The 14,356-nt window shown below is 54.5% G+C and carries 12 protein-coding genes; 3 read left to right on the forward strand and 9 right to left on the reverse strand.

All coding sequences use genetic code 11. The features are described from left to right. Window positions 1–28: 28 nt before the first annotated feature. The 5 genes from SCARR_RS26435 to SCARR_RS26455 all read right to left on the reverse strand — a co-directional run bounded on the left by SCARR_RS26435 (window position 29) and on the right by SCARR_RS26455 (window position 9,571). Window positions 29–286, reverse strand: coding sequence for a TM1266 family iron-only hydrogenase system putative regulator (locus tag SCARR_RS26435; RefSeq protein WP_136065477.1), 258 nt, complete (start codon window positions 284–286; stop codon window positions 29–31). Window positions 287–516: 230 nt separating this feature from the next. Further along, a complete protein-coding gene (gene lysS, locus SCARR_RS26440; protein ID WP_136065479.1) occupies window positions 517–1,959 on the reverse strand; it encodes a lysine--tRNA ligase in 1,443 nt (480 codons plus the stop codon). Between the two features lie 93 nt (window positions 1,960–2,052). After that, complete coding sequence (locus tag SCARR_RS26445) at window positions 2,053–3,207, reverse strand: SHD1 domain-containing protein (RefSeq protein ID WP_168433643.1); 1,155 nt, start codon at window positions 3,205–3,207, stop codon at window positions 2,053–2,055. Between the two features lie 40 nt (window positions 3,208–3,247). Continuing rightward, window positions 3,248–8,812, reverse strand: a complete 5,565-nt coding sequence (locus SCARR_RS26450) for a PKD domain-containing protein (RefSeq protein ID WP_136065483.1) — start codon at window positions 8,810–8,812, stop codon at window positions 3,248–3,250. A gap of 93 nt (window positions 8,813–8,905) precedes the next feature. Continuing rightward, window positions 8,906–9,571, reverse strand: coding sequence for an SHD1 domain-containing protein (locus SCARR_RS26455; protein ID WP_136065485.1), 666 nt, complete (start codon window positions 9,569–9,571; stop codon window positions 8,906–8,908). 243 nt (window positions 9,572–9,814) lie between these two features. Between SCARR_RS26455 and SCARR_RS26460 the strand changes: the two genes are divergently transcribed. The 3 genes from SCARR_RS26460 to SCARR_RS26470 all read left to right on the forward strand — a co-directional run bounded on the left by SCARR_RS26460 (window position 9,815) and on the right by SCARR_RS26470 (window position 12,256). Next, window positions 9,815–10,747 (forward strand): AEC family transporter, encoded by a 933-nt coding sequence (locus tag SCARR_RS26460; RefSeq protein ID WP_136065487.1) that lies wholly within the window; start codon window positions 9,815–9,817, stop codon window positions 10,745–10,747. A gap of 85 nt (window positions 10,748–10,832) precedes the next feature. Then, a complete protein-coding gene (locus tag SCARR_RS26465; protein ID WP_136065489.1) occupies window positions 10,833–11,474 on the forward strand; it encodes an ABC transporter ATP-binding protein in 642 nt (213 codons plus the stop codon). After that, window positions 11,471–12,256, forward strand: a complete 786-nt coding sequence (locus tag SCARR_RS26470) for an ABC transporter permease (protein WP_136065491.1) — start codon at window positions 11,471–11,473, stop codon at window positions 12,254–12,256. The genes SCARR_RS26465 and SCARR_RS26470 overlap by 4 nt, the downstream gene beginning before the upstream one ends. A 7-nt stretch (window positions 12,257–12,263) precedes the next feature. Here SCARR_RS26470 and SCARR_RS26475 read toward each other — a convergent pair whose 3' ends face one another. Genes SCARR_RS26475 through SCARR_RS26480 form a run of 4 tightly spaced genes read right to left on the reverse strand, consistent with a single transcriptional unit; the run spans window position 12,264 to window position 14,321 of the window. Next, a complete protein-coding gene (locus tag SCARR_RS26475; RefSeq protein WP_136065493.1) occupies window positions 12,264–12,980 on the reverse strand; it encodes a HEAT repeat domain-containing protein in 717 nt (238 codons plus the stop codon). A gap of 8 nt (window positions 12,981–12,988) precedes the next feature. Then, window positions 12,989–13,123, reverse strand: a complete 135-nt coding sequence (locus SCARR_RS29175; protein ID WP_281281244.1) for a hypothetical protein — start codon at window positions 13,121–13,123, stop codon at window positions 12,989–12,991. 32 nt (window positions 13,124–13,155) lie between these two features. Further along, window positions 13,156–13,287, reverse strand: coding sequence for a hypothetical protein (locus SCARR_RS29180; RefSeq protein ID WP_281281245.1), 132 nt, complete (start codon window positions 13,285–13,287; stop codon window positions 13,156–13,158). A 17-nt stretch (window positions 13,288–13,304) separates the two neighbouring features. Continuing rightward, complete coding sequence (locus SCARR_RS26480; protein ID WP_136065495.1) at window positions 13,305–14,321, reverse strand: transposase; 1,017 nt, start codon at window positions 14,319–14,321, stop codon at window positions 13,305–13,307. Window positions 14,322–14,356: the final 35 nt, after the last annotated feature.

A 14,356-nucleotide genomic window follows, 5' to 3' on the forward strand; every position in this document is an offset into this window, starting at 1 on the left:
GAAGGAGGCAAAGGTTCCTTGATGCGGGTCAAGCATGCTGCATTTTACTGAGCATGGATTTAACGGAGACGCCGGCAATGCGGCCGAGCCGGCCGGTCAGGGAGCCGAGCTGGTCGGTGGAGGCGTCGATGACGAGGGTGATGGCCGAGCAGTTGCGCTCAGGGCACGGAACGCCGGTGCGCGAAAGAATGATGTCGCCGAATTCGGACAGCAACATATTGACATTTGCCGCGTTATGTTCGCGGTCTTCAATGATCAGGCCGACAAAGCCTAGACGCTTTTCCATGGGGTCTCCTCTGTTCCGTTATACGAAACCTTCAGAATATTTTTTACAGATCCCTTCCAATCCGCCGTAGCCGATTGCGCAGGAAAGTCGCCACCCTACTTAAGGGCGCAGGGATGGCAAGGCCTTTTCTGGTACGCCGGCTTATCTAGACGGAGTACCAAAAAGAGCCCCCTGCAATCCGGTGTTCTTTGCGTTCGAGACACCGGATAGGAATCCGGCGCCACGAAGCTCTAGCTGCGGGGCTTGAGCTGCGGGAAGAGGATCACGTCGCGGATCGCGTCGGAGCCGGTGAGCAGCATGAGCAGACGGTCGATGCCGATGCCCATTCCGCCGGTCGGAGGCATGCCGTATTCAAGCGCGGCGAGGAAATCCTCGTCGATCTTCGATCCGTCGCCCGCAGCCTGCTCTTCAAAACGCTTGCGCTGCTCGATCGGGTCGTTGAGCTCGCTGTAGGCCGGCGCGATTTCCTTGCCGCCAATAATCAGCTCAAATACGTCCACCAAATCGGGATCGTCGGCGCAAGGATTGGCGAGCGGAACGAGTTCTGCGGGAAGACGCGTGATGAAGGTGGGCTGAATGAGCGTGCCTTCGATCGTCTTGTCGTAGATTTCGTGGGTGACCTGCTTAAAGTCGGCGCCCTCTTCGATGTGGACTTCGAGTTCGGTGGCCTTGGCCTTGGCTTCGTCGAGGGTCTTTTCAAACCAGTCGGCGCCGAGATGCTCCTTTACGAGATCGTGGTACGGCACTTCGCGCCAAGGGGTCTGCATGTTGATGGTGTTGCCCATCCACTCGAATTCCATTTTCTTGAAAATGGTTTCAGCCAGATGCGTGAACAGGCTCTGGATCAGCTCCTGCATGGTGCGCATATCGCCGTAGGCCTCGTAGATTTCGAGGCAGGTGAACTCCGGGTTGTGCGTGCGGTCGAGCCCTTCGTTGCGGAAGTTGCGGTTCATTTCGTAGACGCGGTCCATCCCGCCGACAATGAGACGCTTGAGATAAAGCTCGGGCGCGATGCGCATAAAAACGTCGACGTTGAGCGCGTTGTAGTGCGCCTTGAACGGCTTGGCCGCCGCGCCGCCGGCGATCTGCTGGAGCATCGGGGTCTCGACTTCGTTGTAGTCGCGGTTGTCGAGGAAGCTGCGGATTTCACGCATCACCTGCGTGCGCTTCTTGAAGATATCCATCACTTCCGGGTTGGAGATCAGGTCAAGCGAGCGCTGACGGTAGCGGGTTTCCACATCTTGGAGGCCGTGAAATTTTTCGGGAAGCGTCAGCAGCGCCTTGGAGAGCAGGCACCAGCTGCCAACGCGGACGGTCTGTTCTTCGGTGCGGGTGATGAACAGTTCGCCTTCAACGCCGATAATGTCGCCGAGGTCGAGCAGCTTGAATGCATCAAACGTTTCGTCACCGAGAATATCCTTCTTTACCATAAGTTGGAATTTCTCCGAACCGTCCGAAATATGGGCGAATGCCATCTTGCCCATCTTACGGATCGCTACGATGCGTCCGCAGGCCTTGACCACCTTCCCCTCTTCAAAGGAGGCGTGCAGTTCATCGAGTCGCGCGGTGCGCTCGAACGCTTTTCCAAAGGCTGGAAACCCGACCTCTTCGAGCTTGTTCATGTTTTCGATGCGCTGCTGGCGGTATTCGTTTCCTGATAGTTCTTCGCTCATGGTTTTCTCCTAAAAATTGGCAGGAAACCATACGAATTCACCCCCACCAAGTCAACAGGCATCCCGTCGAAAGGCCAAAAGGAGCCAGAGCATTCAATCTGCGTGCACTTTCCCCATCTTGATGTCCCAAACCTTGCATGCGGTATTCATGCCCCCCATTGAAAACAAGCAGGCTTTATCAGTATCGAGCCTCAGTCCTTGAAATTCTTCATGCATTACATGCTCGCCGTCCACTAAGAAACGGACGTCATCGCCATTGCGCGACACCTCCACCTCATGCACGCCGCCTTGCCCAACATAGATATAGTAGTCACGATGATCCTCCTCATGATTCGGAGGAATCAATCGCGGGCAGATGCGCTCGCCCGCCAGAACCTCGACTTTGCATGTCACCGAAAAGTCGCCCATCAATAGCGGCGAGCATGGATAGTGCCCAAAAATCTGAGGAGCAAAAGCATAGTACTTCACCTCGCCAAATTCCCCTCTGGCAATAGTTCCTTCCTGATTCAGAACGCCCCACCGTTCCACCTTCAACGCCGATGCATTGAGCGGAACCTTTTCCTCGAGCGAACCGAAGCGGGCTTCCACCCGTTCCCTGAGCCCCGTTTTGGTTTCCTTGCAATCGATGATCCGGCCTTGGGCGTTGTAGGCCACCAACAGTCCCCCAGCACACTCGAGTATCGACTCACCTTCGACGGGAACAACGCCTTCCGGCACCTGACCGTCGGCAATGCGAGCGGGCGGTGTTTCCAAGGCAAGTTCTTGGTGGCCGGCCTTAAACCCGTCGATCTCCAAATGCTTTTCATTAAAAAATACGAGTGTATCACTGCGGGGATCGTTTCCGAAAAGAAGCATCCAAAAGCCTATTTTCCCGCCAAAGGCATCGGTGCTGGTTTTCTTGATTGCCGCGTGGCACTTGGCATCGGTCCGCTCAAGAATCACCGACTTGGTTCCCGACCCGCCCCGAGCCTCGAACGCTTCGAACGAGCCCTCGGAATCCTCTTGGATTTCCAGCGCGAACTTGAACTGCGGAGGCACGGACAGCTTAATGTATTTTTGATCCTTGGCGCTCAACTTGGAGACCGGAACCTTGACCGACTTCCCATCGCGCTTGCGAAGCTCGGCCCGCCCCCCTTTGACCGAAACCAGCTCCGCCTCCACCACGCTCCCATTAGAGCCTTCCCACACGCGGAATTCCGCAGGGGCAACAGCACCCAGCAGCAAAACCAAACCTAAGATCCATTTCATCCTCCCAACACCTCTGCTCATCGAACCTCTCCAAATCGACTTATTTTAATTTCACATCCACCTTGTAAAACCCGCCATCCTCCGCCGCATGCACCGTATCGGTATAGCTGTTTTGCGGATGCCCGATTCCGGTTTCCAAGGTCTGGAAACCGGTCATGAGGTTGGTGCTCCACTGGATGCTGTAGAGGCGGTCGGGGATGGAGATCCATTCCACCACGAAGCAGTTGGTGCTGTTTACTTCGGCCACCGAATTACCCGCCGTGAAGAACGAGGTTTCATTGGTTGGATCGGTTCCGGCAATGAATTCGGACATATTGTCGTAGCCATCATGGTCGCCGTCTGCAAACGCATCCGCCACGACGTACTGGCTTTCCCAGTCGTTCGGCAGCCCGTCGCCGTCGGCATCGTACGATGCGAGCATAACGACCACGCGGTAGTAGCCGGACGACTCGGCATAATGCACCGAGTCGGTATAGCTGTTTTGCGGATGCTGGATGCCAATTTCCAGAGGCTGAAAAGGCTCCATCAGCGACGGCGTCCAAAGCACGTTGTACACACGCCCCGACACCGACTGCCACGATATAATCAATCCCTCGGATTCCTCCGCCGCCGCCATCGCCATATAACCTACGCTCAACGGAGCGGGCGCACCCGCACCTGTCGATGTTGGCGCCAGCTTTGCGGCAAAAACCGAGGCTCCGTTGGTCGGATCCATGCCCGCGATATATTCATCGCGGTTCGACTGCCCATCGCCGTCGGCATCTCCGTCTTCTTCCACCATGCCGTCAAAGAACTCACGCTCCCACGAGTCGTCATAGCCGTTGTCATTCTGGTCACCGCCCAGCCCAACGCTGCCTTGGTATTCATAGCAACCCATATCGATATACTCTTCAACGATGCGCGGATTTCCATCCAGATCCACCGAGTTGGTTGCAAACGCATTGTTGCCCCAGTTGATGCAGGGCGAGCTCGACATCAACCGGTAGTCCCCTGCGAGAGGATCTACGAACATTGGATTGTTGGTGATGCTTCCCGCAATCCCATGAGGCACATCAGGAGCACAGTTGTTGATCACATCCCAAACGGTATGGACGTTGGCATTGGTTGGTGCAGAGTTGTGCCAGACAATGCAGTTGCGGTCTACACGGGTGCCACCCTTCGAAGTGCCCCCACCAACGCCGCCCGCTTCATTGCCCACGATGGTACAGTTTATCGCCATACAACTACTGCATCCTCCTCCGTCAGTTACGGCCTTGTTCTTCACAACAAGGCAATTGAAAGCCTGTCCGTTATGAATACCGCCCCCTACCGATCCAGCAGTATTACCCTCAACAACAGAATTAAACACATCGGAAAAATATGTTCCTCCTCCCTGGTTCGAAGAAATATTATCGGCAACCCTACAGTCATAAAGAGTACCCTTTTGAACGCCACCACCATTGTTGGCAGACGTATTCGCTATTATCACGCAGTTCGTAAGAATTGCACTCAATGATGAGGCATAGACTCCACCCCCATTGCCTCCCGTGTTTCCGTTGGTAATAGTGAACCCGCTAATGGTGCAGTCACTCAATCCCAGATAAAAACATCGGTTCGATCCTCCCCCGTCGATAATGGTTGCACTTGGACCGTCAACACCCTGAATCAAGATGGATTTACCGACCGCGATCTCGGGGCTGGCTGTATATGTACCATTCGTCACTTGAACCCAGCCTCCCGGCAAACAAGTATCGACCCCCTCCTGGATAGTTGCCTTGGCGGACACCCAACTTGCACCATCGTTAGAGTCATTTCCCACTGGCGACACATATACAGTCGCTTCCTCCAGCGTCAATACCTGCACGGACTGGGTTGCGGATATCCCGCCCGGATAGGTTTCGTTATAAGCCGTCAAAACCACTTCGTAGGTGCCCGGGGAATCCCATGCGTGCACCGGAAGAGGATTGTTGGGTTCCATCGCACCGTCGCCAAAATCCCATGTATGCATGAGAACGGCTCCCTGAATATCGGCATACCGTGCCGACGGGTAGCCTGCCACAACAAAGAAGTCACCGCCAATGGCCACAACCAGAGAGCCAGTCACGGAACCAGCACCGTGGTATTCGTCGCATCCCATCGATGGTGGATTCAGCCACGCTTCGCCATCGATATCGGTTCCACTTGCGTATGTAGAATCACCGATACCACGACAGGAAGAAGTAGGCAATAGATGGGCAAGCGAAACCAAGCCTGGATTGTTGGTGACGTTTCCATCCACTCCGTGAACCAAGTCGGGAGAACAGGAATGGGCGATTGGCATTGGATGCGTATTGCCGGAAGTAACGCCATAATCCATGGAACTGCTGTTCGATGAACGGTTGCCGAAAACAACCGTGTTCCTGACTACGTAGTTTGTATTGTTGTTCAGCCAAACCCCGCCGCCATTCCCCCCAGCTTCATTTGCTGTAACCGTACAGTTGTACAATGAGCAAGCATCCGTTCCGCCACCATTGTTCACCGCCGTGTTGTGGTGGATGCTACAGCCATACAGCTGCGCACTATTGGCTCCGCCGCCATATCTGGCACTGGAGTTAAAACATATTTCGGAATTGATGACTATTCCGCCGTTGACGCCACCAGAATGGTTTTGGGCATGGTTACCGCGAATAATGCAGTTCGTCGCAGTTCCATTCTTCACCCCCCCTCCAATATTGCCTGCTATGTTATTTTCTATCAGGCAATAAGAAATATCCGACCATTCAACACCCCCCCCATTGTTCGAAGCCGTGTTAGAGGAAAACGTGCAATCAAAGGCAATCCCGTTGTTCAGGCCGCCGCCATGATTGAAAGCCACGTTATGGCTTACGGTGCAGTCGTACATGGTTCCCTTGTTCACCCCGCCACCTTCGTCGCCAGCCGTGCAACCGACAATACTACAATTTGTGATTGCCGGCGTGGTGTCGTCGCACGAAATCCCACCGCCATCCACCGTCGCATAGCCGTTTGTGATGGTGAAGCCGCTGATCGTGCATGAGCTGGACCCAAGATTGAAACAGCGGTTGCTCCCGCCTCCATCCACCATGGTTGCATCGGAGCCATTGACGCTTTGAACCGTGATGTCTTTATTCACCACAATCTCATTCGTCACGGCATAGGTGCCGTTGCTTACGAGCACCACCCCATATTCAAACATCTGCGCATCAACCCCCGCCTGGATCGTCGCCTTGGCGGTCGCCCAGCTGGAGCCGTCGTTGGACTCGTTGCCGGAAGGCGAAACATATATGGTCGATTCCTCCAGCGTCAGAACATGGATTGTTTGCGTGGCGGAAACCCCGCCCGGATAGGTTCCATTGAATGCCGTCAGCACCACATCGTAATCGCCCTGCACGTTCCAGACATGCGACAGAAAATGATTGTTTGTTACATATGTGCCATCATCAAAATTCCATATCAACATCGTCGCGACGCCGTCGATCATTCCCGTCAAATCCAAAGGGTATCCAGTCACAACGTTGGTATCGCCTCCAATAGCCACCTCAACGTTGCCGATTGCGCCGTCGTGGATTTGGTATTCAATCACATACCCAAAGGTATTCTGGTTCGCTGACTTGTCGTTCCAAACAGTTGATTTCTGCCACAACTGGATACGGTCTTCAGTCCCTCCACCATTATTCGGTTCGTTCGCATTCCAGTTCACAAACCCCCATGATTCCATGGAAATCCACTGCCAACCACCATTTGGCTCCAAACTTCCTGACGGCTGGAACCCGCCCAGCCATGGTCCATTGCCCCCTCTCCAGTAGTTTGTGCCTTGAACCATGCTATATATAAAATTGTTTTCCGCTTCGAAGGTGGCTGTTGCCAAATAGCCCCCTCGTGCCACAGCATCGGCTTGCGCATCTGTCCATGTGATACCATCCGGAGCGGAAACCACTTGGTAGCGATGGTCATTTCCACTCCATGTCACCGTAGTGCCATCCGCACCAGAATAGGTCTCGTAAACCGCATTGACTACCAAGTCGGTAGTGACGTTACTGAAGTCAGCATCCCAGCCAGCAAACAACCATCCTTCATTCGGCAGCACGGCAGGTGCAACGGCGGACTGCCCTTCATCCACCCCCTGTACCAAGTGGCCACCGCCGGTGCGAACGCCATTGCTCCCCAGATCGAAGGTAACAAGAGAACCATCGTATTCGACTACATAGCCACGTGCGTCATAATCCGAGTTCTTATCGTTCCAATCAGGGGAGTTCTTCCAATAGTGTAAGCAGCTTTCGTCTCCCTCGCTGTTGTTAGGCTGATCAAATGCCCATTTTTCATACCCCCAAGGTTCTCCGGAAACCCACTGCCAATTCCCCCCAGGCTCAGGACTTCCATCAGGTTGCCATCCGCCAATCCAGGGGCCGTAAATTGCACCCCATGCCGAATCCTGCCAATAATTGACCGATTGAATCAGACTGTAAATGAAGTTGTTTTCCGACTCGGAAACAGCCGTTGCCAGATACCCTCCACGAGCCATGGCATCGGCCTGCGCTTCCGTCCAAGTTATTCCGTCAGAAGCAACCATTGCCTGATAACGGTGCTCGTTTCCGGCCCAAGAAACAACCGTTCCACTAGCACCTGAATATGATTCATAAACTGCCTGCACCGCCGTGTTGCTGGAAACATTGTTGAAATCCGCATCCCAGCCCTGGAATAGCCAACCTTCATTCGGTAGCACCGCAGGAGCTGCCGCGCCTTGCCCCACCTCCACCGCCTGCATCAGTTCGCCACCGCCAGTGCGGGCTCCATATTCTCCCAAATCAAACGTTACCGAATAGCCATTGATCACATGGACCGTTTGGGTTGCGACAACCCCGCCCGCATGGGTTCCGTTGTATGCCGTCAGCACCACGTCATAGTCGCCCGGCGCACTCCATGCATGAGAAGGGAATTGGTTGTTCGTGGCAGACGATCCATCAGCGAACTCCCACACCAGCATTGTTGCAACGCCATCGAGCTGTCCCGTTAACTCCAACGGGTATCCAACCAAGACATTGGCAACTTCACCAATGGCCACAAATAACTCACCGGTTGCGGAACCATGGATCTGGTATTCGATAATATATCCATAGACTGCGTATTCTGCAGGAGCATCGTTAATCATATCATTCCAAGTGGGAGCTCTTGTGTCTTTAGCGGAAGAATACTGCAAATAATTCTCAGGCTGACCCAACCAATAGCCCCCAGTTGGCTCCCCAGTGCCAGCAAACCAAGCGGTATAAGAAAAATCTTCACCAGTCACCCAAAAGAAATCGCCATCAACTTCATAACGAAAACCACCGAGCCAAGGGCCACAATTGTTAGGGTCAGGAAGTTGGTGCCAGTACTGGGCGTCATCAACCTGTGTAAAGACAAACTCATTTTCTTCTTCCGTGGTAGTGGTTGCCAGATATCCCCCTCTCGCCACGGCATCCGCCTGCGCCGCCGGCCATGTAATGCCATTCGTTACGGCAACCGCCTGATAAAAATGGCCATTGCCACCGGAAGCAACCGCCCATTCCGTGATTGGGCCATAACTCTCTGCAGCCACTGCCTGAATACCCAACCCCAATACGAATCCCAACAACCCCTTGCATATTTTCATTTCAACCACCCTGTTTTCTTTTAATGCCTCTTCTTAAAGCGGAGACAGATCTCCGCACTCCAATCCAAACGTTTTTGACCGTTGTAATTTTTCCTATATTAGCGCCCCGTGCACGGCCTCGACTTTTTTACGAAGACCGCGGTAGCTTTCCTTCACGGCAATGGCCTTGCCGTTGGCATCGGTTATCAACAAAATGCAACCGTCAAAGATAACGGGGGCGTAGCGCTCATGGAGCGGAACACGCTGCATTGGCCCAGTACAGCTCTTAAAGCAGTGCATTGATTTGCTTTTCAGTTCGCAGGAGAAGCTTCCTTTTCCCAACCGCCAGAGCGTCTTTTTCCTGTGATCAAGAATTTGTAGTTGATCCGAAATTACGTTGTCGCCAATGCAAAACAGATGGACATCGAGCGGGGCCGGATATGGGGCGTCCGAGCTTTTGTTGATCGCGACTTTGCACTCGATAACTTCCGTGCCTCCCCGTGGCAAGAACTCCCCGGTCTTATTATCGACCTTCACCTTCAGGTCGAATTCCGGGGAAACGGCGAGTTCAACATAGCGATGGTCGTCTTCGGACAGCTTCGACTTTGGAACCTTGACGGTCTTGCCATCACGCTTGAGCGACAGCACGCGGTCACCCGCAACTGACACAAACTCGGCCTCGACCACGTTGCCGCCTTGCCCCGTCCAAATGTGGAACTCCGCCTGGGCGGCGCACACAACGATAAAAAAAAGTCCCAGCCATTGCCTGCATAGCATCATCAAACAAGCCCCCTTGTTGCCTTACTGCGAAACGCACGTTCGAGAACGTACCGCTTAAGCAAATACACTTCCATGAAATAAGCGTTTTATCTCGCGCACTTACAACAGGATACGCATGCCGGAATGAAATCTTACACAGAGATCAAATAATTCCACCTCGACCGGTCTGCCCGCTTTAGCGCCACCTGGTGCGACGGACAAGTTGGTTGCCACAGCACTCCAGATTGATTTACGCTCTGCGCCATGTTTATCATCAACAGCATCGCCCCGATTTTTTTGCTGATTGCCCTTGGAAAAGGGCTGAAAGCGATGGGCTTTTTGCCGGAGGCCTTTTTTAAGGGGCTGAACCGGTTTGTCTTTTGGATCGCGCTGCCTTCGCTGCTCATCAGCAGCATCAGCACGGCCAAGCTGGAGTTCGATACCATCTCGCAGATTGTATTGCTGTTCAGCGTTGGCACACTGCTAAGCTTGGCCTTTGCCTGGGTCGTGGCGCGTTTTCTCAAACTGCCGGGGCCGTCCACCGGTTCGTTTATTCAAGGTTCCTTCCGGGGCAACGGCGCATTCGTGGGATTGCCCGTGATTGTCTATTCCCTCGGCTCGCTCGACCCGCGGGCCGAAATGCTCGGCACCGTCATCCTTGCTCCGGTTGTGGTGTTGTTCAACATTCTCGGCGTCTCGGTCCTCACGCACTACAGCAAGCACAAGAGCGGCACCGGCGCATCGGTGCTGGCTTTCTTCACCGAGTTGATTAAAAACCCGCTGATCCTCGCCTGCGTCATCGGCCTTGCCCTCAACCTGACGGGCACTGCTCTGCCCTTGTTCCTTTACCGCCCGATCGACGCCCTTGGCAGTTCCGCGCTCTCGCTCATACTGCTGAGCACCGGGGCCTCGCTTGAGTTCGAAAAACTTCGAGGAACGGCATCGCCCACACTGATTGCTTCGCTCATCAAGGTAGCTGTCACCCCCGCGATCGGGTTCCTGATTGCGGGACTGTTCGACCTCGGGACAACGGAAAAAATGATTGCCGTGTTCTATCTCGCCTGCCCCGCCGCCGGCATGTCGTATGTGATGGCTGAGGTGATGGGCAACGACGGCCCGCTCGCCGGCCGGATTGTTGCGCTGAGCACCTTGCTCTCCGCCGTCACGCTGCCTATCATCATCGCCATCGGTTTATAGGCAGAATAATTTGGTGGCAGAATGATTGCTTCTCACATGCATAGGAATAATTATTCTGCCACAAAATTATTTTGCCTAATTTCTCATGATTGAATTTAAAAACATTACACTGAAGGTGCATCGGCAGACACTGCTGGATGGTGCGAACCTGTGTATTGCCAAAGGCGAAAAGGTGGTGGTGCGCGGGACGTCGGGTTGCGGGAAAAGCTCGCTGCTCAAGTGCGCCCTCGGAGCGCTCCCGCTTGCGGGCGGTTCGGTGCGCCTTGACGGGCTCGAACTCTCTGCCGCAACCGTGGCCGAGATCCGCGCCCGCATCGCATTCGTCGGGCAGGAGCCCGTGCTCGGCGCGGAAAGCGTTCGCGAGGCTTTGCAGCTTCCGTTCACGTTTAAAGCGCATCGTGGAAACGCACCGACGGACGAACAAATCCTGCCGTTGCTGGAGCGTTTGCATCTTTCCGCGGCTATTTTGGAGAAGCCCTGCAAACATATTTCCGGTGGCGAAAAGCAGCGCATCGCCATTGCCAGAGCCCTTTTACTGAATAAAACCGTCTTTCTGGCCGACGAGGTTACTTCCGCCCTCGACCCCGCAAGCAAGGCGGCGGTCATGGAAGAGCTATTCCGCCCGGAAATCACCCTGCTCTCGGTCTCGCACGACCCCGACTGGATTGGCCAATGCAACCGGGTGGTTGGCATTGTAAACCACCAACTTACGGAGGAGAACGCATGACGGCTGACCTCTCGATTTCGGCCATGGTTTCAATGTATGCGCTGATGCTGTTGCCGCTGGCGGTCTTCTTCTATCTCCAGCTCGGGCTCATACGCGATACGCTGCTTGCCATGGTGCGCATGACGGTGCAGCTCATCCTTGTCGGTCTCTACTTGAAATATATTTTCCAGCTCAACAACAGCTTCATCAGCCTGCTTTGGGTGGCCGTTATGCTGGTGGTGGCGAACCTCAGCATACTGAACAAGGCGGGACTGAAACGCGGACTGTTTTTCTGGCGGTCGCTCGCCGGAGTGGCGGGCAGCACCTTGCTGGTCGGCGGCTGGTTCATCCTTGTGGCCATCCGCCCGGAGCCATTCTATGATGCGCGCTACATGGTTCCAATCATTGGAATGATTCTTGGAAACTGCCTACGCAGCAATGTGCTTTGCCTGGAACGCTTCTTCAGCGGCATCCGGAAAAACGAGCAGGAATTCATGACCTACCTCATGCTCGGCGCCACCCTGCGCGAGGCCACGCGACCGTATCTGCGCGACGCCATCAAAGCCGCCGTCAACCCCTCCATCGCCACTATGGCCACCATGGGAATCGTCTCGCTGCCCGGCATGATGACCGGCCAAATTCTAGGCGGGGCCATGCCGATGGCGGCCATCAAATACCAGATCGGCATCATGATCTGCATCTTTACGGCCATGGTGATCGCCGCCATGGTCAACATACTGCTCAGCCTGCCTATCGCCTTCGACGATCACCAGCGTTTGCGCCCCGAGATCTTTTCACGCTAAAAAGGCGCTACTCTGGATCCTGTTTTTTCAGGGCGCTTTCGGCGATGCGCCGAATGCGTTTGTCTCTCGAAGCAGCAAACGCCTTGAGCAAGACGAGGTCTTCTTCGGTTCCAATTTCGCCAAGGGTGGCGATGGCCGCGCAGCGGAGCATGGTGGTGTCGCCATTGCGGGAGAGATCGCGGACGGTTTCTAGAGCCTGGATATTATTCCGTTCCCCGCATAGACGCAGTGCTGTAACGCGGTTAGCCAAAGTGGCATCGTTATCCTGAGCAAGATTGAACATGGCGGCATTGATGTCGTCCTTGCTGAATTCAGCATGGTTTCGGGAGAGTTTGTCCAGAGCCAGCAGCGCCGTACCGGCGTTGGAATTGTCGCGTTCGCCCAATGCATCCCAAAGGGCATCCTGAATCGCTTGGAGTTCTGGAGGGGCAACGTCCCCGTTGCCTGAGGACGCAGAGGACAGCATTCCTCCACTCGCAACCTCAGACTTCAAACTTAGCTCTTCAAACTGCTTTTCATAGAACGGCTCCATAAACTGGACGCAATAGTTGCGCCACATGTCGTCATGGCTGGGATCGTTGTAGACGCTGATTAACAGTTCGCCCATGCCCTCATGCATTTTTTTCTGACGGAGCAAAATCTCAAGGGCATCATTGCGAATCGAGTTGAATGACCGGGAACCCAGCTTTGAATCGTCCGGCATCGGCGCATTCAGGAATTTCATCAAGGCCGTCACATCCTGGGGGAGACGTCGTATCCCAGCTTGCGCATAGCTTCCAGACGGGTTTTATACGCCGAATCCAGATCGATGAGAGTCATCACCGCATCCGACACCACATTGGTAGCTGTGGCGGACTGTTCCGGCACCGGCAGCATGTCCACCACATCCTCGACCTTGACTAAATCATTAAATACCGCTTCCCCGACAGGTTCATCCCAGTGGCCAAACTGGAGGACGGTACGCTCTCCAGCTCTTTTTTATGCCCAACAAAAAACACCACGCCCATAACAATCCATATAATCTTCTTCATTGAATCACCCTTAGGGGTCAGTCCCGTAATCTAGTAATTTTACGCAGCTGTTCCCGTTTATTAATCAGTTCCCGATCCTCCGTTTGCTCTATCCGCTTCGGATAGCGCGACAAACAATCCGCCCGTCCCATATCCAACCGTCCAGCAATCCAAGCATTGGAAACCGCACAATGCTTCCTCAACAGCCAAGCAATCAAGGCCTTTTCATCCGCACCCTTGCGCAACGCAACCAGTTCCGGCTCTGCCATTCCCAAAACCGCCACCCCAGCCTTCAGAAGATGCTCAGCCTCGCCCTCGTCATGCAACCCAACTTCTTCGCCCGAAAACGATTCCCGCTTCCCCGACAGCGTTTCGAGCCGCTCCAGCATCTGTTCTCGGAACCGCTCCGAACCCAGGCACCAGCCGCGCCGTATGCCCGCCCACGATCCATCAGCCTCCATCGGCTGAGCGCTCCCCGCAACCTCCCCCACCCGCTTCCGCATATAGTCCGCAAAACGCCGCCGACCGCGCGTATCGTCCTGCACGCCCAAACAACCCAGCGTACGATCCACCCGCAGCCAAACCGGACGCTTTGCAGGCTTCAAATACAACGGATAACTGCTCCAGCGAAAATCCGACAGCTTACCCTCCAGCAGATCAAAACACTTCGCCCGTGCCGGATTCAGATGGATGTAGCTGCTCACCGCCGAAAAATAGTCGCCCCCCGAACCATCCACCAACAGCGCCTTGTACCGCCCCTGCAGCAAATGCCCCCAAAGCTTATGCCGACTGTTAAAACGCTGCGTATACGTCCCCTGCAGCCACTTCATGCCCACCACCAGATTCGCCTCCGGCGTCTCAAGCAGCAGATGATAATGATTGCCCATCAAAACAAAGGCATGCACCAACCAGCCGGTCTTTGTGCATGCCTCATCCAGCGTATCCAGAAACGTCTCGCAATCCTTATCATCCAGAAAAATCGCATCGCCGCGATTCCCCCGGCTCATGATGTGATAGATCGCACCTTCAAACTCGACTCTCGGCTTTCTGGGCATAGTGGTTTTATGCCGTTTTCTGCTCTAATCGTCAA

The organism is Pontiella sulfatireligans, assembly GCF_900890705.1.
GTDB lineage: Bacteria > Verrucomicrobiota > Kiritimatiellia > Kiritimatiellales > Pontiellaceae > Pontiella > Pontiella sulfatireligans.

Coding starts and splice junctions, on each gene's coding strand:
- SCARR_RS26435 (WP_136065477.1), bottom strand. CDS start 286: ATGGAAAAGCGTCTAGGCTTTGTCGGCCTGATCATTGAAGACCGCGAA.
- lysS (WP_136065479.1), bottom strand. CDS start 1,959: ATGAGCGAAGAACTATCAGGAAACGAATACCGCCAGCAGCGCATCGAA.
- SCARR_RS26445 (WP_168433643.1), bottom strand. CDS start 3,207: ATGAAATGGATCTTAGGTTTGGTTTTGCTGCTGGGTGCTGTTGCCCCT.
- SCARR_RS26450 (WP_136065483.1), bottom strand. CDS start 8,812: ATGAAAATATGCAAGGGGTTGTTGGGATTCGTATTGGGGTTGGGTATT.
- SCARR_RS26455 (WP_136065485.1), bottom strand. CDS start 9,571: ATGATGCTATGCAGGCAATGGCTGGGACTTTTTTTTATCGTTGTGTGC.
- SCARR_RS26460 (WP_136065487.1), top strand. CDS start 9,815: ATGTTTATCATCAACAGCATCGCCCCGATTTTTTTGCTGATTGCCCTT.
- SCARR_RS26465 (WP_136065489.1), top strand. CDS start 10,833: ATGATTGAATTTAAAAACATTACACTGAAGGTGCATCGGCAGACACTG.
- SCARR_RS26470 (WP_136065491.1), top strand. CDS start 11,471: ATGACGGCTGACCTCTCGATTTCGGCCATGGTTTCAATGTATGCGCTG.
- SCARR_RS26475 (WP_136065493.1), bottom strand. CDS start 12,980: ATGAAATTCCTGAATGCGCCGATGCCGGACGATTCAAAGCTGGGTTCC.
- SCARR_RS29180 (WP_281281245.1), bottom strand. CDS start 13,287: ATGAAGAAGATTATATGGATTGTTATGGGCGTGGTGTTTTTTGTTGGG.
- SCARR_RS26480 (WP_136065495.1), bottom strand. CDS start 14,321: ATGCCCAGAAAGCCGAGAGTCGAGTTTGAAGGTGCGATCTATCACATC.